Here is an 18602-nt window from a genome sequence, read left to right on the forward strand (position 1 = left end):
TCGCCTCCTTTGGCGATGGCTGGTCTTGCCGGCAAGGGTTTCACCCTGCCGGCGGGGGCGCAAGCCCGACGATGTCAGCGGGCGCCGTCGTCCTCGCCGCCGCGCCGGCGGAAGGGCAGCACGACGCCGTCGGCGGGCGGTTCCGGGCGCTGCCACAGCACCGGAACCTCCTCCGGACGCGGCGGCTCGAACTGGGCAGCGTCGGCCTCGGCCAGGGCGCCGGCCTGTTCGTCCTCGATCTCCCAGCTGTAGCGCTTGCGCGGCGGCTCGGGGTCCAGCCGGCGCCAGCGCCAGGCCGCGACGATGCCGGCGATGGCGCCGCCCAGGTGGTATTCCCAGGACACGCCGGGCTCGCGTGGCAGGATCGTCAGCACCATGCCGCCGTAAAGGAAAAACGCGATCAGCGCCGCGGCGATGGCGGCCTTGTCGCGCCGGAACAGGCCCAGGAACAGCAGCAGGAACATCAGCCCGTGGGTCAGCCCGCTGGCGCCGATGTGGAAGGACGGCCGCCCGATCACCCAGGTGACCACGCCCGACAGCAGCCACAGCAGCGGCAGCGCCCGCAGTGCGGCGCGCGGATACACGGTGCCGACCAGGGTGCCCAGCACCAGCAGCGCGCTGGCGTTGGCCAGCCAGTGCCCGGCCGAGCCATGCAGCAGCGGCGCGGTGAGGATGCCGACCAGGCCGCTGGCCTGCAGCGGCACCAGCGCGAACTCGCGCAAGCCGCCCAGCATCGGCGTGGCGAAGAAGATCGCGCCGATCAGCGCCACGAAGGCCATCGAGGCCAGCAGCGCCCGGCGGAAGTGGCGCTGCACGGCTTCGGCGTGGCGCTTGCGTTCGGGGTCCATCCCTTTCAGGTGGGGACCGGCGGGCGCGGGCGCAAGGCCCGGGTCAGCGCGGTGGCTGCAGGTGCCTGGGCGGCCGCGGCTGGATCCACAGGCTCATCACCATGGACGTGGCGATGGTGGCCGCGACCACGCCCAGCGAGATCGCCACTGGGATCTTGTAGATATCGACCAGCAGCATCTTGGCGCCGATGAAGATCAGCACCATCGCCAGGCCATAGGCCAGCAGGTGGAACTTCTCGGCCGCGCCGGCCAGCAGGAAATACAGCGCGCGCAGGCCCAGCACCGCGAACACGTTCGAGGTGAGCACGATGAAGGGGTCGGTGGTGATGGCGAAGATGGCCGGGATCGAATCGACCGCGAAGATGACGTCGGTGACCGCGATCATCACCAGCACGATGAACAGCGGCGTGTACTTGCGCCGCTTGCCCTGGCCCAGCCACAGCGCCTCGCCGTGGTAGCGCCGCACCATCGGGAAACGTCCGGTCAGCCAGCGCAGCACCGGGTTCTTGTCCATGTCCGGTTCCTGGCCGGCGGCCCAGAGCATCTTCGCGCCGGTGACCAGCAGGAACACGCCGAAGATGTAGAGGATCCAGTGGAACTGCGCGATCAGCGCCGCGCCTACGAAGATCAGGATGCCGCGCAGCACGATTGCACCCAGCACGCCCAGGATCAGCACCCGCTGCTGCGACTGCGGCGGCACCGCGAAGTACGTGAACAGCATCAGGAACACGAAGATGTTGTCGACCGCCAGCGCCTTCTCCACCAGGTAGCCGGTGAGGAATTCCAGCGCGATCCGGTCGGCGTCCTGGGCCGGCATCTGGCCCTGCAGGTACCACCACAGGCCGGCGTTGAAGACCATGGCCAGCGCGATCCAGGCCAGCGACCAGATCACCGCTTCGCGGGTGCTGACCTTGTGCGGGCCGTTCTGCCTCAGCACCAGCAGGTCGACGGCGAGCGCGACCAGGACCAGGACCGTGAAGACGGTCCACATGAGCGGGGTGCCGATGGTTTCCAAAACGGGGATCTCCGGTGCGCGGCCTGTCGTCCGGGCCACGGCGCCGGGTTCCGGGACGGAACGCCATTCACCGTGGGCGGGCGAAGGTCTCGCTCGCAGGCCTGGGTGGCCTGCCTGCCGGACCGGGGTTTTGGACGGCGGTCCGGACCCGTGATGACGATATCGGCAGCGGGAGCTACTCCCCTTCTGTGCGCAGATTCTGTCATTCCGGGTTAACGAGGTGTCAATCACACCCGCTGGGCCCGTGGCCGCGCTAATCTTCGCCCCGGGGCCGGGAGGCGATCGAAGGGGACGGCATGGCGCTGGACGTGCTTTCGGTGATGCAGGTTGGCGTGCTGCTCAGCGCGCTGACGGTGCTTTTCCTCGCCCAGGCCGGCCAGCATTTCCCGGCCGAGCGCCGGCGCCACCTGCGCATCTGGACCGTCGGCCTGCTGCTGCATCCCCTGGCCTGGGTGATGCTTGCGATGCGCGGTCAGGTGCCCGACCCGGTGTCGATTTCCCTGGGCAACGGCCTGCTCCTGCTGGGTTTCGCGGAAATGGCCCGGGCCGTGCGTGGCTTCCAGGGACTGCCCGAACGCCGCCTCCACCTGTGGGGCGTGGTGCTGGTGGCGGTGGCCGGGCTGGCCTGGTTCTCGGAGTTCCGCCCGCATTACAGCGCCCGCGTGCTGATCAACTCCGTGGCGGCGGCCATGCTGCTGGCCGCCATCGCCCTTGCCCTGTCGGCCGCCTACCGGCGTGACGGCTTCACCGCTGCGCGCCTGGCCGGCAGCTTCGCTGCCTTCGGCGCCCTGGTGGCCTGCTGGCGGTTTGTCGAACACATCCTTGCGCCGCGGGTGCAGGGCAGCCTGTTCGACGCCGGACCCAGCGACATCGCGGTCTTCACCTATGCCTGCGTTGGCGTGATGTTCCTGAGCCTGGGCTTCATCCTGATGCACACCGAGCGGGCCTACGAAGACCTGCGCAAGCTGGCTACCGTGGATCCGCTGACCGGCGTCCTGGCCCGCAGTGGCCTGGTCGAACAGGGCCACCGCCTGGTCTCGGAATCCCGCCGCCACGGCCGGCCGCTGTCGGTGCTGCTGCTGGACATGGACCAGTTCAAGGCCGTCAACGACACATTGGGCCATGCCGCCGGCGACGGCGTGCTGCGGCACCTGGCGGCGCGGGCGCGGCTGGTGCTGCGCGGCGAGGACATCCTGGGGCGGCTGGGCGGCGACGAGTTCGTGGCCCTGCTGCCCAGCACCGACGCCGCCGGTGCCCGGGTGGTGGCCGAACGCCTTCGTGAAGCGATCAACCACGCGCACATGCTCTATCGCGGCGAGGAAATCCCGGTGCCGGTGTCGATCGGCGTCGCCCAGGTCCGGCCCGACGAGGTGCTCGAGGCGGTGCTGCAACGCGCCGACCTAGCCATGTACCAGGCCAAACGCGCCGGCGGCGACCGCGTCGAACTGTCCCCCGCGGTCTGAACCGGGGCAGCCACAGGCCGGCCCCGGTACAATCCGCCGATGAATACGCCTGCCCTGCCCGTCATTTCGCTCAAGATCGAGCGCCGTTCCAACCACCCCTGGATCTTCCAGAAGATGGTGGTCAAGCCCGAAGCCAAGCCCAAGCCGGGCAGCATCGTCGACGTCGTCGACAACACCGGCAAATGGGTCGGTCGTGGCTTCTACAACGGCCATTCCCGGATCGCCCTGCGGGTGCTCACCGAGGACCGGGGCGAGGCGGTGGACGAGGCCTTCTTCGCCCGCAAGATCGCCGACGCGGTGGGCCTGCGCCGGGATTCGCTGCGGCTGGACGAAACCACCGACGCCTGGCGCGTGGTGCATTCCGAAGGTGACGGCCTGTCGGGCCTGGTGGTCGACCGCTACGGTGATCTGCTTGTGGTGGAATTTTTCTCCGCCGGCGCCTTCCGCCACCGCGAGTGGGTGTATGCCGCGCTGCGCGAACAGTTCCCGGGCTGCCGTTTCTACAGCTTCGCCGAGGAACACGTGCAGAAGCAGGAAAGCTTCGACTTCCGCGCGCCGCCGGCGCCCGAGCCGAGCCTGATCACCGAAAACGGCCTGAAGTTCCGCGCCAGCCCGGGCAGTGGCCACAAGACCGGCTTTTTCGCCGACCAGCGCGACAACCGCGAGTTCCTCGCGCGTTTCACCGCCGGCAAGCGGGTGCTGGACGTGTGCTGCAATTCGGGTGGTTTCGCGATTTACGCCAAGGCCCGCGGCGGCGCCGACGAGGTGACCGGCATCGACCTGGACGAGGAGATCCTCGAAGTCGCGGAGAAAAACGCGCGCCTGAACGACGCGAAGATCAAGTTCGTGCAGGCCGACCTGTTCCACTACCTGCGCGATGCCCACCAGCGCGGCGAACAGTTCGACGTGGTCGTGCTGGACCCGGCCAAGCTCACCCGCGACCGCGAGCAGGTGATCCCGGCGCTGAAGAAATACAACGACATGAACAAGCTGGCGATGCAGGTGGTGAAGCCGGGCGGCATCCTGCTCACCTGCTCGTGCACCGGCCTGGTGTCGGAAGAAGAGTTCCTGGACATGATCCGTCGCGCGGCCTTCTACTCCGGCCGCACCGTGCAGGTGCTGAAAGTCGCCGGCGCGGGCGGCGACCATCCGTTCATGGCCCATGTGAAGGAAAGCCGCTACCTGAAGGCGGTGTTCTGCCGCGTGCTCTGAGGAAAGTCCATGGACGCGCCCCTGCCTGAGGTGCCCCGCGTGCGCAGGGCCGCGCTGGCCTTCATCTTCATCACGGTGCTGGTGGACGTGATGGCCTTCGGCCTGATCATCCCGGTGCTGCCGCACCTGCTCAAGCAGGTCACCGGCGGCGAGATCGCCGACGCGACGATGTGGCACGGCCTGTTCGCCACCGGCTACATGGTGATGCAGTTCTTCGCCCAGCCGGTGCAGGGCGCACTGTCCGACCGCTTCGGGCGCCGGCCGGTCATCCTGGTCTCGAATGCCGGCCTGGCGGTCGACTTCCTGATCATGGCGATGGCGGAAACCCTGCCGCTGCTGTTCATCGCCCGGCTGCTGTCGGGCGCGACCTCGGCCAGCTTCAGCACCGCCAACGCCTACATCGCCGACGTCACGCCGCCGGAAAAACGCTCCGCCGCGTTCGGGCGGCTCGGCATGGCCTTCGGCATCGGCTTCACGGTGGCACCGGTGATGGGTGCCTGGCTGGGCGCGGTCGACCTGCACCTGCCGTTCTGGGTCGCGGCCGGACTGTGCGCGGCGAACTTCTGCTACGGGTATTTCGTGCTGCCCGAGTCGCTGCCGCCCCAACGCCGATCGCCCTTTGAATGGCGCCGGGCCAATCCGCTGGCCTCGCTGAAGATGCTGCGCGCGCATCCGGAGCTGTTCGGCCTGGCCGGCGTCAGCTTCCTGATGGCGCTGGCGCACCTGGTCTATCCGACGACCTTCGTGCTCTACGCCGACTACCGTTTCGGCTGGGGCCTGGAAATGGTCGGCTGGACCCTGCTGCTGGTCGGCCTGCTGACGGTGATCGTGCAGGGCGGCCTGGTCGGCCGCATCGCCCGCACCTTCGGCGACCGCCGCACGGTGATGATCGGCGCGACCGCCGGCGGCATCGGCTTCGCGATGTATGCGCTGGCCCCGAACGGCTACTGGTTCTGGGCGGCGATGCCGGTGGCGGCGCTTTGGGCGGTTGCCAACCCGGCCGTGCAGTCGCTGATGACCGCGCGGGTCTCGCCCGGCGAACAGGGCCGGCTGCAGGGCGCCATCGGCAGCCTGAACTCGATCGCCGGCATCCTCGGGCCGACGCTGTTTACCCAGACCCTGGCCTTCGTGGCCGCGAACGAGATGCGCGGCCCGATGGCCGGCGCCAGCTTCTGGCTGGCCGCGGTGATGGTCTCGCTGGGGGGGCTGCTGGCCTGGCGGGCGACCACCACGCGGCCCTGACACCGGTGGGAGTTAGGATGGTTCCCTTGATCAAGGAGCCGTCGCCATGAGCAACCCTGTCACCCAGGACCAGGCCGAAGAGGCCGTCCGCACCCTGCTGCGCTGGGCCGGCGAGGACCCCGCGCGCGAGGGCCTGGTCGACACCCCGCGCCGGGTCGCCAAGGCCTACGGCGACTGGTTCAGCGGCTACCGCGACGACCCGCGCGAGTACCTGGCGCGCACCTTCGAGGAAGTCGAGGGCTACGACGAGCTGATCGTGCTGCGCGACATCGAGTTCGAATCCCACTGCGAACACCACATGGCCCCGATCATCGGCAAGGCCCACGTCGGCTACCTGCCGGCCGGCAAGGTGGTGGGCATCAGCAAGCTGGCGCGGGTGGTCGAGGCCTACGCGCGCCGCTTCCAAGTGCAGGAAAAGATGACCTCGCAGATCGCCAACTGCATCCAGGACGTGCTGCAGCCGCGCGGCGTCGGGGTGGTGGTGGTCGGTGCGCACGAGTGCATGACCACCCGCGGCATCCACAAGCGCGGCGTCAGCATGATCACCTCCAAGATGCTGGGCAGCTTCCGCGAGGACGCCCGGACCCGGGCCGAGTTCCTGCGTTTCATCGACGTCGGCCCGGGGCGCTGAGGCCCCGGGGGCGCCGGGTCACTGCGTGGCGTCGTCGCGGATGAGCTTCACGCCGGGCTTCACGCCGGCCACGAAGCCCTCGCCCTCCTCGCGCAGGCGCATAGAGAACACGCCGTCCTTGAGGTGGCAACGCGGGAACTCCACGAAGTAGCTGCCGGTGGGCTCGTAGTGCCAGGCCTGGCAGCCGGCGTCCGCTTCGCACATCGCCTGGCAGGCCTTCGCGTCCTGGTCGACGCTGAACTCGTGAACGGTGGTCGCGCCACCGGCCTCGCCGTCGAGGGTTTCGCTGGTGTCGGCCTCGAGCACGAAACCCGGGATCCAGGCGTCGGCCGACTTCACCGCCAGCGCCGGCGCGGTCGGCGCGGCTTCGGCCAGGTCGCCCAGCGCGGCGCCGAGCTCGCCGGCATCGCGTGCCGCCAGGTAGCGGCCCCCGGTGTTCGCGGCCAGGCACTGCAGCTGGGCCTGGGCGCGGCTGCCCTCCTCGATGTCGAAGCCGACCACGTGCGCGGTGAAGTCCACGCCCAGCGACTCGAGCTCCTTGCCCAGCGCGCAGGGGTCGGCCGAGCAGGTTTCCTCGCCGTCGCTGACCAGGATGACGGTGGCCTTGTGTTCGCTGAACTTCAGGTGTTCGGCGGCCTGGCGCACCGCGGCCGAGATCGGCGTCATGCCGCGCGGCTGCAGGACACCGACCTGGCGGCGCAGGGCGTCGGCGTCGAACGCGCCCACGGGCTGGAGCAACTCGATGTCGGCGCAGTCGCCCTTGCGCCGGTGGCCATAGGCCATCAGGCCGAGGTCGCCGCCGGGCCAGCCGGCGAGCATGGCGTCGACGGCCTCGCGGGCGATGGTGATCTTGGGCTTGCCGCCGATCTGTCCCCACATCGAGCCCGAGGCGTCGAGCACGAGCAGGGCCTGGCTGCCGTTGGCGGGCGGATCGCCGGCCCGGGCGGCCGGCAGGGCGAAGGCGAGCGAGAGGGCGAGCACGGACAGGGCGGGACGCAGGGACATGGGCGTTCTCGTGAAAGCGGACGGGCCGCGTTGGTCTGGAACACGGTGAACGCAGGGTCGGGAGGACAACGCTCGCCACGTGGCCGGGGGCGCCTATAATCGGCGTCATGAGCGACCCCCGCGCCCAACTCGACGCCCTGCGAGAAGCGATCGTCGCCGCGTCCCCGGCGCAGGCCGCGCAGTGGCTGATGCTGATCGACGCGGTGGACAAGGACCTGGCCACCCTGGCCGCGCAGCGCGACCGCCTGCGCCAGGATGTCGAGGACGCCGAACACGCCCGCGATGCCGCCAACCTGGCGCGCATGAAGGTGATGGGCCAGCTCAACACCCTGCAGAAAACCCTGGCTGCCGCCGTGCCCGAAGTTCCATCGGGCAAGGACGCGCAAAGCGACGCCCAGCGCCGCGTCGAATGGCTCCTGAAGAACGGCGGCACCGACCCCGGTGCGGCCGAAGCCGCCAAGGCCGCCGAAATGGACGCGCCGATGCCCGGCCGCGCGGTGCTCGAAGCGGTGATCGCCGGCGAGCGCAAGTTCACCAAGGCCCAGCTGGAATTCTCGATCGCCGAGGCCATGGTGCTGACCGGCTGGCAGATGACCCCGCTCGAGCTGACCCAGAAGGGCGAGCCCTGGTTGGCCGACCTGATCCTGCAGAACCAGTCCGCCGCGGTCTGATCCCATGCCCGGCCCGGCCGACAGCCGCCGCCTGCTGCCCGAACGCGTGCTGGGCGTACTGATGTCGGTCGTTGTCGTTTCCGTCGGCTTGCTGGCGATAGTCAGCGGGTATTCACCGCAGGTCGCCACCCGCTGGGGTGTTTCCCCGGCGGCTTTCGGGGCCGACGCGGTGCACGTGGGCACCACCCTGGTGCTGCTGGGCCTGTTCCCGCTGGCGTTTCTCGCGCCCCGCGCCGGGCTGGCGGCGGCCTGGGCCGTGGCTTGCCGCGCCCTGGGTTTGGCCAATGCGGCCTTCGGCGCCGCGCTCTGGACCTGAATCCGCCGGTCGACGGGGAGTCAGCTACCTGAACCCTTCCGGCGCACCATCGTTGCGCCGACGCCGGAACGGCGCATCCTTGGCAGGCACCTCCCCCATTTGCATTGGAGTCCTGCCATGAAAACTACAAAACACGTGCTCATCGCTTCCGCCGTTTCCGCCGCGCTGCTTGCCGGCTGTGCCACCACCGGGGGCGGCTACAACGACGGTTACTACGGGTCGGCGCCGCCGCCGCGCAGCGAACCCGTGGACGACCGCGACGGCATGAATCGAACCCAGCGCGGCGCCCTGATCGGCGCGGCCGTCGGTGCCGTGGCGGGCCTGCTCAGCGGCGACGACGCCACCGAACGCCGCCAGCACGCCCTGATCGGCGCCGGTGTCGGCGGCTTGGCTGGCGGCGCCATCGGTCGCTACCAGGACAACCAGGAGCGCGCACTGCGCGAGCGCATGCAGGGCACCGGCGTGGACGTCGTCCGCGACGGCGACCACATCACCCTGGACATGCCCGAGGCGATCACCTTCGCCTTCAACTCCAGCACGCTCAACCAGCGCGCTTATGGCGTGCTCGACCGCGTCGCCGATACGCTGCGTGAGTATGACCAGACGATGATCGAAATCGCCGGCCACACCGACAGCGTCGGCAGCGATGCCTACAACGACAAGCTGTCGCGCGAACGCGCGCAGGCCGTGGCCAACTACCTGGTCAGCCGCGGCATCAGCGGCCAGCGCCTGATCATCACCGGCGCCGGCGAGCGTTACCCGATCGCCAGCAACGACACCGAGGCCGGCCGCGCCGAGAACCGTCGCGTCGAGATGACGATCGTGCCGATCCGCAACGACTGATCGCAGGCGTTGTCGCAAAAAAGAAGCCCCGGCATTGCCGGGGCTTCTTCGTGGACGTGTAGGAGCGCCTTCAGGCGCGAATCTTTTGACTTTGCCTTTGCCTTTGGCAAAGAAGAGATTCGCGCCTGAAGGCGCTCCTACAGGGGCATGGGCTCACGCCGCGTTGCGGGCCTCCGCCTTCGGCGCCTTCCAGCGCGCCAGCAGTTCCTTCTGCAGGCCCAGGGCCTTGGCCAGGTGCGCTTCCTTGACGTGGCCGTAGCCGCGGATCTGCTCGGGCACCGAGGCGATCTGCGTGGCCAGGTCGACGTTGTCGCTGTCCAGCGTGGCCAGCAGTTCGTCCACCTGCTTCGCGTAATCCACGATCAGCTGGCGCTCCATGCGGCGCTCTTCGGTCTTGCCGAAGATGTCGAAGGCGCCGCCACGCAGGCCCTTCAGCCTGGCCAGCAGCTTGAACGCCGTGAACATCCACGGCCCGAACTCCTTCTTCACCAGATGGCCGTCGGCGTCGCGCCTGGCGAACAGCGGCGGGGCCAGGTTGAAGTGGATCTTGTAGTCGCCCTCGAACTGCTGCTCGATGCGCTTGCGGAAGTCGCTGGCGGTGTACAGGCGCGCCACTTCGTACTCGTCCTTGTAGGCCATGAGCTTGAAGTAATAGCGGGCCACGGCCTCCGTGAGCGCGGTCGAACCGGGGGCCTTGCGGGCTTCGGCCTGGCGCACCTTGTCGACCAGCGCGACGTAGCGGCCGGCGTAGGCCTTGTCCTGGTAGTCGGTGAGGAACTTGACGCGGCGCTCGATCATTTCGTCAAGCGATCCGCTCAAGGTTTCGTCGTCAAAGGCGCTCGCGGCTGAAGCCGCTCCTACAGGGGCGGGATCTTCAGCCAGACCGGCGGCTTCGAGCACGGCGTCGGGCTTGATCGCGGCCAGGCGGCCCCACGCAAACGCCGTCTTGTTCATCTCGATCGCGGCGCCGTTGAGTTCGACCGCGCGCATGATCGCGTCGAAGCTCACCGGCACCAGCCCGCGCTGCCAGGCCACGCCCAGCATGAACAGGTTGGTGGCGATGGCATCGCCCATCAGCGCGGTGGCGATTTCGGTGGCGGGCACCTGCAGCGGCTCGCGGCCACCCAGCGCGGTGCGGATGGCATCGACGATGCCCTCGGCCGGGAATTGCATGTCCGGCATGCGGGTGAACGGGCCCGGCATCGCCTGGTAGTCGTTGATGACAACCTCGGTGCGGTCGGCGCGGATCTTCGACAGCGCCCAGTAGTCGTTCACCACCACCATGTCGCAGCCCAGCACCAGGTCGGCTTCGCCGGCGGCGATGCGCACGGCGTGGATGTCGGCCGGGTTCTTCGCCACGCGCACGTGGGTGGTGACGGCGCCGCCCTTCTGGGCCAGGCCGGTCTGGTCGAGCACGCTGGCGCCCTTGTGTTCAAGGTGCGCGGCCATGCCGAGCAGCGCGCCGATCGTCACGACGCCGGTGCCGCCGACGCCGGTGATCAGGATGTTCCAGGGCTGGTCGAGGTTGCTGCGGAACTGCGGCTCCGGCAGGTTCGCCAGCAGCTCCTTGTTGCCCGTGCCCTTGCGCTTGCGCAGCCCGCCGCCCTTGATGGTGACGAAGCTGGGGCAGAAGCCCTTCACGCAGCTGAAGTCCTTGTTGCAGTTGGACTGGTCGATCTCGCGCTTGCGGCCGTATTCGGTTTCCTTGGGCAGCACGGCGACGCAGTTCGACTTCACGCCGCAGTCGCCGCAGCCTTCGCAGACCAGCGAGTTGATCGCGGTGCGCTTGGCCGGGTCCGGCATCTTGCCGCGCTTGCGGCGGCGGCGCTTCTCGGCCGCGCAGGTCTGGTCGAAGATCAGCACCGAGGTGCCCGGGACCTCGCGCAGGCGCTTCTGCTGCGTTTCGAGTTCGCTGCGGTCGTAGAACTCCACGCCCGACGGGAAGATCGACTTGTCCGACCACTTTTCGATGTCGTCGCTCAGCACGACGATGACCTTCACGCCCTCGCTGCGCACCTGGTGCGCGATGTCGGGCACCGTAAGCGTGCCGTCCACCGGCTGGCCGCCGGTCATCGCCACCGCGTCGTTGTAGAGGATCTTGTAGGTGATGTTCACCTTCGCGGCGATCGACTGGCGGATCGCCAGCGAGCCGGAGTGGAAGTAGGTGCCGTCGCCGAGGTTCTGGAAGACGTGCTTTTCATCGGTGAACGGCGCCTGGCCGCTCCAGGTGACGCCTTCGCCGCCCATGTGCGTGAACGTATCGGTCTTCCGATCCATCCAGGTGACCATGTAGTGGCAGCCGATGCCGCCCAGCGCGCGCGAGCCTTCCGGCACCACGGTCGAGCTGTTGTGCGGGCAGCCGGCGCAGTAGTGCGGCACGCGCGGGAAGTTGGCGCGCGGCGCGGCCAGCTCCTTTTCCTTCGCGGCAATCCACTTCAGGCGGTTGTCCATCGCCTCGGACTGGAAGAATCGCTGCACGCGCGCGGCGATCACGCGGGCGATGCGCGCCGGCGTCAGTTCGTTGGTGCTGGGCAGCACCCAGTTCTGGTCCTCGTCGTACTTGCCGACGATGCTGGGGCGCTTTTCGTGCTCCCAGTTGTACATGTATTCCTTCATCTGCCGCTCGACGAAGCTGCGCTTTTCCTCGACGACGATGATGTCGTCCAGGCCGCGCGCGAACTCGCGGATGCCCAGCGGTTCCAGCGGCCAGGTCATGCCGACCTTGTACACGCGGATGCCGATGTCGGCGGCGACCTTGCGGTCGATGCCCAGGTATTCCAGCGCCTGCAGCACGTCGAGGTAGCTCTTGCCGGTGGTGACGATGCCCAGGCGCGCATTCGGCGAATCCACCACGACCTTGTCGATGTGGTTGGCGCGGGCAAAGGCCTGCGCGGCCTGCACCGCGTACTGGTGCAGGCGCATTTCCTGGTCCAGCGGCGGGTCCGGCCAGCGGATGTTGAGCCCGCCCGGCGGCAGTTCGAAATCGGTCGGCAGCACGATGTCGAGCTGGTGCGGGTTGACGTTCACCGACGCGGAAGACTCCACGGTTTCGGCGATCGTCTTGAAGCCGATCCAGCGGCCGGTGTAACGGCTCATCGCCCAGCCCAGCAGGCCCATGTCCAGGATGTCCTGCACGCCGGCCGGGTTGAGCACCGGCATCATCGCGCTTTCGAACTCACCTTCCGATCCGTGCGGCAAGGTGGACGAGCGGCAGGCGTGGTCGTCGGCGGCCAGCGCCAGCACGCCGCCCTGCTTCGAGGTGCCGGCGGCGTTGCCGTGCTTGAACACGTCGCCGCAGCGGTCCACGCCCGGACCCTTGCCGTACCACATCGAAAACACGCCGTCGTACTTCGCGCCCTGGAACAGGTTGGTCTGCTGGCTGCCCCAGACCATCGTCGCGCCCAGGTCCTCGTTCAGGCCCGGGGTGAACTCGATGGCGCTGGCCTGCAGGTGCTTGCGCGCCCGCCACAGTTCCAGGTCGAAGCCGCCCAGCGGCGAGCCGCGGTAGCCGGAAATGAAGCCGGCGGTGTTGATGCCGGCGGCGCGGTCGCGCATCTGCTGCATCAGCGGCAGCCGGACCAGCGCCTGCACGCCGGAGAGATAGATCCGGCCTTCCGCGCGGGTGTACTTGGACTCGAGGTCGTACTCGCGATCGAGCGGGACCAGGGTGTGGGGAATGACGGACATGGCGACGGCTTTCCGGGGCTGGAGCAAAGACTCGGAATTATAGCAGCCGGGGGTGTCCCGACCTGGTGAGCCACTCACCCCGCCAGCAGCCGCCACCCCAGCCACGCCGGGATGCCGAGGAAATAAATCACCCGCGCCAGCGTGAAGGCGCGGCTGCGCAGGGCGGCGGCGCGTGCCGGGGCCAGGCGCAGGGCCGCGATCGTGGCGGCTTCGACCAGCAGCCGCAGCGCGGCGGCCACCAGGGCCAGGCCCAGCATCCACGACAGCCACCAGATGCCCAGGCCCAGCCACCAGGCGCCCCAGCCGTGCACCTGGGCTTCGCCGAAGGTGCCGCCGAAGGTGATCACCTGGTGCAGGCGGAAGGCGATGGCCGCGGGCAGCAGCGGGAACAGGCCGAACTTGAGCCAGGGCTGGTCGAGCCACCGCGCCTGGCCGCTGGCGCGCACCTGGTCGCGGCGGGCGTCGGCGGCGGCCTTCGGGCCGTCCAGCCGGGCCGGCGAACCGCCCGCGGCCAGCGCCGCCAGCAGCGCCACCGGGTCGGCCAGCTGCAGCTGCTGGCGCCAGGCCTGGCCCGACGCCAGCTGCAGCCTTACGCCGCTGCCCGGCCAGGGCAGCTGCCACGGCCGCAGGCCCACGATCGACGCCAGCGGGATCTCGACCTGTTCGCGCCGCGACGCCAGCACCAGGTCCTCGCCCCGCACCTGCCACCGCGCCGCGCACCCCGTGCGCAGCGTCCAGGCCAGCGCCACCGGCAGCAGCACCGTCAGCGCGAAAACCTGCAGCTGGCCCAGCGAGGCCACCTGCCAGCCCGTGCGCAGCGCCATGTCCAGCGCCAGCCAGGCCAGGCCGAAGCCGGCCACGGCCTGCAGCGCGCCGATGGCCACGCGCGTGGAGGGCGTCAGCAGAAGTACGCGATCATCGTCGCGTCGTCGCGTCGGCCGGCGCGTCCAGGCCTGCAGCGCCACGGCCAGCGCCCAAGCCGCCAGCGCCAGCGCAGCCGCGCGGCCCACCCAGTCGCCCCAGCGCACGGCCAGGGTTGGCGGCGGCGACAGCACCGGCAGCGGCGCGGTCAGCACCGCCTGGTCGTTGGCCGGCGTGGCCGCCAGCACTTCGCCGGAAGGGTCGACGATCGCGCTCAGGCCGGTGGTGGTGACGCGCAGCTGCGGCAGTCGCGTCTCGATGCTTCGGAAGGCCGCGACCGCCAGGTGCAGCTTCGCGCCGCGACCATCGCGGCTGAACCAGGCATCGTTCGACAAGCCGACGATCGCCTGTGCACCCAGGCGCGCGCCGTCGATGGCCAGCGCGGGACGCACGTCGTCCAGGCAGATCAGCGGCACCACTTCCACCTGGCGGCCGTCGGCGGTGCGCAGCGGCAGCACGCGCGCGCCGTCGCCGGGTTGCCAGCTGCCGGCCCAGGGCAGCCCGCGGCGCAGCACCGGGCCGTCCAGCCAGGCCGGCACGTGTTCGGTCAGTGGAAACGGATGCGTCTTGCGGTAGGTGGCGAGGCGACCGGTGCGCGGTTCGAGGAACACGGCCGCGTTGTATTCGCCGGCTTCGTCGGTGTCGTAAGTGCCGAACACCAGCGGCAGACCGATCGCGTCAACGAAGGCCTGGATCTCGGCGTCGAGCGCGGCGCCGTCCTCGCTGCGCGGGCTGCCGAAGGTGGTGGGATAGACCGTCTCGGGCCACAGCAGCACGTCGGCGCCGTGTTCGCGCTTGGCCGACCACGACAGCGTGTAGTGGGTGTCGAGCACGTGTCGCACCGCGCCATAGGTGCCGTGTTCCTCGCGCAGCGCGGCGTAGTCGCCCAGGTTGGCCTGCACCAGCGCCACGCGCAGCATCGGCGTGTCTTCGGCCAGGCCCGGCAGCGTGCCCAGGCGCCAGGCGCCGTAGCCCGACCAGAAGGCCAGCAGCACCGCCACCGGCGCCAGCGTCGCGGCCACGGTGCGGAAGCCGCGGCGGCGGCGGGCGATCGCCAGCGCGATGCCCTCGTTCACCAGCAGCAGCAGGAAGGTCAGCAGCGGCGCGCCGCCCAGGTCCGCGGCCTGGCGCAGCCAGGTGGCGCCGAGCAGGCCGTGGCCCAGGGTGTCGCCCAGCAGCTTGGGCCACAGCGCTTCGCAGGCCGCCCACGCGGCGGCCGCGGCCAGCGTGCGCACGGCCGGGCCATGGCGGCGGCCGGCGATTTCGCGCACCAGCGCGTAGGCGATCCACTGCGGCTGCAGCAGCGGCGCGACCAGCACCAGCGCGGTGAAGCCGACCACTGGACCCAGCCCGGTGTAATCGCCGACGGCGGCGCCGAACCAGCCCAGCACCGCGGCGGTGTAGGCCACCGACATCGCCCAGCCGGCCACCAGCGCGCCGCGCAGGCGGGGCGTCGCGTCCAGCGCCAGCAGCCACGGCACCACCACCACCAGGCCGATCCACCAGGCGGCGCCGCCGAGCGAGAGCACGAACAGCCCGGCCGCCCCGAGCAGCAGGGCCAGCGGCAGGCGCGCGCGAAGCAGGAAGGACCGATCCATGGCCACGGGCAACTCCTTCGGGGAAATCAGGGTTTGTTCGGACGCACCCAGCGATGTGGCAGGCCCCTGGGCGCCAGTTCGGGCGGCACCACGCCGTTGGCCGGCAGGGCGATCAGGTTGCCGTTGGCGTCGTAGAACCGGGCTTCCGGCGCGAACATCAGGATCGCCTCGATCGGCTGGCCGTCGTCGGTGGCCTGGTAGTGGCGCAGGTAGCCCTCGGGCAGCTCGAAGTCCTCGGGCACCGCCAGGCCCTCGAGCGGCGGACTGGTGCCCGGCGGGTTGAAGGCGCCCAGGCCGGTATGGATGCCGGCCTCCTGCAGCGCGGTGATCACCTCGGCGCCGGTGGGCTCCGGGTCGCCGGGACGAAAATGCACGGCCAGGTCGTCGGGATCGAGGCTGGGCAGTTCAACGGGAATCTCGGGCGTCGGCATCGGGCGTGGCGTGCGTTGGACGGACCGTGCCTTCGACGGTTCCGCCGCAGGCGCTGCGACGATCGCCGGCGCCGGTGACGGTGCCGGCGTGGCCGGCCAGAGCCACCAGGCCAGGCCGGCACCAAGCGCCAGCAGCGCTCCCACCGCGACGAGCGGCGCAAGCCGCCCGTCGCGTCGTCGGGCGCGCACCGTCACGCCGTCCGGATCGGACGGCGTGCGCGGTGGCGGCTGGCTGGCCAAGGCCCCAAGCCCCCGTCGTCAGGGGCTGGGCGGGTTGTAGACAGACAGCGCCCAGCCCATGCGCTCATGGCCACGGCTGTTCCAGATCGGGCTCTTGCCGCCGCTGAAGCTGGTGTAGCGCGGCGCCACGGTGCCCGAGCTGCCGCCCCACAGTCCGGCGCGAACCGTGCCGCCCGCGTAGGTGGGATGCACGTCGTCGGACTGGATGTAGTCGTAGCTGGTGCTCGACGAGGTGCGCTTGAAGTTCGCATCGCGCAGGGTGGACTTCAGGCTGCCGGTGATGCGGCCGACGTAGCTGGCCTCGGTGTCGCCTGCGACGTAGCGCAGGGCGTCCGAATCAACCAGGCCATCGCCGTTGACGTCGAAGTCCGCGCCCATGTACTGGGCGAAGCTGTCGGCGCACTTGAAGCCCTTCTGGCGGGCGTATTCGCAGGTCCAGTAGTTCATCTTCGCGATCGCCGGCAGGAAGCGGTCGCGCAGGTTCACCGTCTGGCCGGTGCTGGCGTCGCGGCAGCTGCTCTGCACGTTGTCGGCGTTGTAGCCCGGGTAATACAGGTTCGAGACCACCTTGAGCCGGGTGTTCGGGTGTGCGTTGGCGTTGATGTAGTCCATCGCCGCGGCGACGTTGGTCTTGCAGGCGTTCACCGCCGCGTCCAGCCCGGCGTAGTTGCAGGTGCCGGTCTGCGACTTGAAGGCCGAACGGGCCTGCAGGCCGTCGTTGCCGCACATCTCGAAGGTCACCACGCGGGTGCTGGCGGCCTGCATGTAGGAGCGTTCGGCGACGATCTTGTTGCGGTACACGTCGTTGGCGACGGCGCCCGACTTGGCGCGGCGCACGCTTTCGATGTCGGCGTTCCATGCCGCCGACAGGTACTCCGAGTCGACCATGGGCGCCGCGTAAAGGCCTGCCTTGCTGATCGAGCCGTTGTAGCCGGCGTAGATCGAGTCGCCGTAGGCCACCACGCGGTACTTTGCGCTGGTGCCGGAGCGGTCGATGGTCCAGGACACGTTCTGGTTGAGCGTATTGGCCATGGTGGTGCCGCCGAAGGCGAGCAGCACGAGGGCGGGCAGGTACCGGCAGGCGGCACCGCGGAGCGACGTCTTCATTCCCTTTCCCCTTGGATGTGGTGGATCGAGCTGATGCGCAACGTGGCGGTCCCCTAACCGCCGCCCGGACGCTAGCGTATGGCCGGCACCCCCGCAATGTGCGCTGCAGCACAAAATCGGTCCGGCTGGGGTCCTCGCCGCGGTCCGCCCACCCTCACGAGGTCCGGGCGTCCATCTCCAGCCGGTCGCGCCCGCTTTCCTTGGCCCGGTACAGCGCTTCGTCGGCCCGCTGCAGCAGCGCCTCGGCGGCCTCGTCGGGCTGCTGTTCGGCCAGGCCGGCGGAGAAGGTCACCTCAACCGGGCCGGCGCTGGTTTCGAACGGCGCCCGGGCCACCGCCGCGCGCATGCGTTCCAGGCAGATGCGCGCCCCCGCCAGCGAGGTTCCGGGCAGGATGATCATGAATTCCTCGCCGCCGAACCGGCCCAGCGTGCGTTCCGGCGCCTGCCCGACGTGGTCGATGAAGCGAGCCTGCAGCCGAAGGATGGCGGCGAACTGGACCAGCACCTCGTCGCCCACCGAATGCCCGTGGGTGTCGTTGATCGCTTTGAAGTGGTCGATGTCGATCAGCGCGACGCTGAAGCCCTGGCCGTAGCGGCGGCCGCGCTCGCTTTCCTGCTCCAGCCTTTCGGTGAGGTGGCGGCGGTTGTAAAGGCCGGTCAGCTCGTCGCGGATGGAAAGCTCCTGCAGCTTGGCATTGGCCTTCTCCAGCGCATCGCGCTGCTTCGACAGCCGCCGCCGGATCGAGGCCAGGTAGCCGCCGATGAAGCTCATCCAAATCGTTATCACCACCAGGGCCGAAAAACGCAGCGCCTCCATCAGCCAGGCCTGGGTCGGCGCGTCACCGCCGCGTAGTTCCCAGGTGCTCAGCGCGGCATAGCCGACCGCGGTGCCGATGGTGAGGCGCAGGTATTGTCGGGTGGTCAGGCCGAACAGGCCGAAGAAGAAGATCGCCACGAACAGCAGCAGCAGCACGCTGCGGGCCTCGCCCTGGAAGAAGTGGATCATCGCCAGCGCCAGTGCGATCGCCGCCACCAGCTGCGGCACCATCAGGCTGGGGTCGGCGAAACGCTTGCTCCAGCCGCTGGCGACCGCCGCCAGGACGACCAGGTTGATGACGACCGCGGCGGCGGTGAAGCCGGCCACCCCGCCCCAGCCCATCCTCGACGCGCCGGCCAGCACCGCGATGCACATCGGCACCAGGAACATCAGGTAGGAAAGCAGGCCCAGAAGCACCAGGCGCACGCGCTTGCGCGTCCGCCGGTCGGGCGGGCTGTGCGTGTCTTCGGCCATGTCCCCAGCTTACGTCACCCGGCTGAGCCAAGGCTGACACCGGCCACCTTCCCTCCCGTTCAGGCGCCGGGTAGAGTCGGG

The 18602-nt window shown here is 69.7% G+C and carries 15 protein-coding genes; 7 read left to right on the forward strand and 8 right to left on the reverse strand.

The window, feature by feature from the left end:
* Positions 1-74 precede the first annotated feature (74 nt).
* Positions 75-848 (reverse strand): rhomboid family intramembrane serine protease, encoded by a 774-nt coding sequence (locus ACE3TE_RS04875; RefSeq protein WP_374602716.1) that lies wholly within the window; start codon positions 846-848, stop codon positions 75-77.
* A gap of 43 nt (positions 849-891) precedes the next feature.
* Positions 892-1863, reverse strand: a complete 972-nt coding sequence (locus ACE3TE_RS04880; RefSeq protein WP_374602718.1) for a TerC family protein — start codon at positions 1861-1863, stop codon at positions 892-894.
* 296 nt (positions 1864-2159) lie between these two features.
* Between ACE3TE_RS04880 and ACE3TE_RS04885 the strand changes: the two genes are divergently transcribed.
* The 4 genes from ACE3TE_RS04885 to folE are packed head-to-tail and all read left to right on the forward strand — an operon-like array spanning position 2160 to position 6411.
* Positions 2160-3326, forward strand: a complete 1167-nt coding sequence (locus ACE3TE_RS04885; RefSeq protein ID WP_374602720.1) for a GGDEF domain-containing protein — start codon at positions 2160-2162, stop codon at positions 3324-3326.
* A 39-nt stretch (positions 3327-3365) separates the two neighbouring features.
* On the forward strand, positions 3366-4538 hold the full coding sequence (locus tag ACE3TE_RS04890) for a class I SAM-dependent rRNA methyltransferase (RefSeq protein ID WP_374602722.1): 1173 nt from the start codon (positions 3366-3368) through the stop codon (positions 4536-4538).
* A 9-nt stretch (positions 4539-4547) separates the two neighbouring features.
* Positions 4548-5780 (forward strand): TCR/Tet family MFS transporter, encoded by a 1233-nt coding sequence (locus ACE3TE_RS04895; RefSeq protein ID WP_374602724.1) that lies wholly within the window; start codon positions 4548-4550, stop codon positions 5778-5780.
* Between the two features lie 46 nt (positions 5781-5826).
* On the forward strand, positions 5827-6411 hold the full coding sequence (folE, locus tag ACE3TE_RS04900; protein ID WP_374602726.1) for a GTP cyclohydrolase I FolE: 585 nt from the start codon (positions 5827-5829) through the stop codon (positions 6409-6411).
* An 18-nt stretch (positions 6412-6429) separates the two neighbouring features.
* On the opposite strand, the gene ACE3TE_RS04905 is transcribed toward folE, so the two are convergent.
* A complete protein-coding gene (locus ACE3TE_RS04905) occupies positions 6430-7416 on the reverse strand; it encodes a VWA domain-containing protein (protein WP_374602728.1) in 987 nt (328 codons plus the stop codon).
* 107 nt (positions 7417-7523) lie between these two features.
* Between ACE3TE_RS04905 and ACE3TE_RS04910 the strand changes: the two genes are divergently transcribed.
* The 3 genes from ACE3TE_RS04910 (at position 7524) to ACE3TE_RS04920 (ending at position 9246) form a co-directional block, all read left to right on the forward strand.
* A complete protein-coding gene (locus ACE3TE_RS04910) occupies positions 7524-8087 on the forward strand; it encodes a hypothetical protein (RefSeq protein ID WP_374602730.1) in 564 nt (187 codons plus the stop codon).
* A 4-nt stretch (positions 8088-8091) separates the two neighbouring features.
* On the forward strand, positions 8092-8403 hold the full coding sequence (locus ACE3TE_RS04915) for a hypothetical protein (RefSeq protein ID WP_374602732.1): 312 nt from the start codon (positions 8092-8094) through the stop codon (positions 8401-8403).
* A 117-nt stretch (positions 8404-8520) separates the two neighbouring features.
* The gene (locus tag ACE3TE_RS04920; protein ID WP_374602733.1) at positions 8521-9246 is read left to right on the forward strand and encodes an OmpA family protein; all 726 of its coding nucleotides are present in this window, start codon (positions 8521-8523) and stop codon (positions 9244-9246) included.
* Between the two features lie 153 nt (positions 9247-9399).
* Here ACE3TE_RS04920 and ACE3TE_RS04925 read toward each other — a convergent pair whose 3' ends face one another.
* The 5 genes from ACE3TE_RS04925 to ACE3TE_RS04945 all read right to left on the reverse strand — a co-directional run bounded on the left by ACE3TE_RS04925 (position 9400) and on the right by ACE3TE_RS04945 (position 18521).
* A complete protein-coding gene (locus ACE3TE_RS04925; protein WP_374602735.1) occupies positions 9400-12933 on the reverse strand; it encodes an indolepyruvate ferredoxin oxidoreductase family protein in 3534 nt (1177 codons plus the stop codon).
* 74 nt (positions 12934-13007) lie between these two features.
* Entirely contained in the window at positions 13008-15452 is a 2445-nt protein-coding gene (gene lnt / locus ACE3TE_RS04930) for an apolipoprotein N-acyltransferase (RefSeq protein ID WP_374602737.1), read from the reverse strand.
* A 26-nt stretch (positions 15453-15478) separates the two neighbouring features.
* A complete protein-coding gene (locus ACE3TE_RS04935; protein ID WP_374602739.1) occupies positions 15479-16123 on the reverse strand; it encodes a hypothetical protein in 645 nt (214 codons plus the stop codon).
* A gap of 18 nt (positions 16124-16141) precedes the next feature.
* Positions 16142-17230: an SGNH/GDSL hydrolase family protein gene (locus ACE3TE_RS04940; protein WP_374602741.1), complete on the reverse strand. Its 1089-nt coding sequence runs from the start codon at positions 17228-17230 to the stop codon at positions 16142-16144.
* Between the two features lie 154 nt (positions 17231-17384).
* Complete coding sequence (locus tag ACE3TE_RS04945; protein WP_374602743.1) at positions 17385-18521, reverse strand: GGDEF domain-containing protein; 1137 nt, start codon at positions 18519-18521, stop codon at positions 17385-17387.
* Between the last annotated feature and the right edge of the window lie 81 nt (positions 18522-18602).

The sequence above is a fragment of the Arenimonas sp. genome, assembly GCF_041919775.1.
GTDB lineage: Bacteria > Pseudomonadota > Gammaproteobacteria > Xanthomonadales > Xanthomonadaceae > Arenimonas.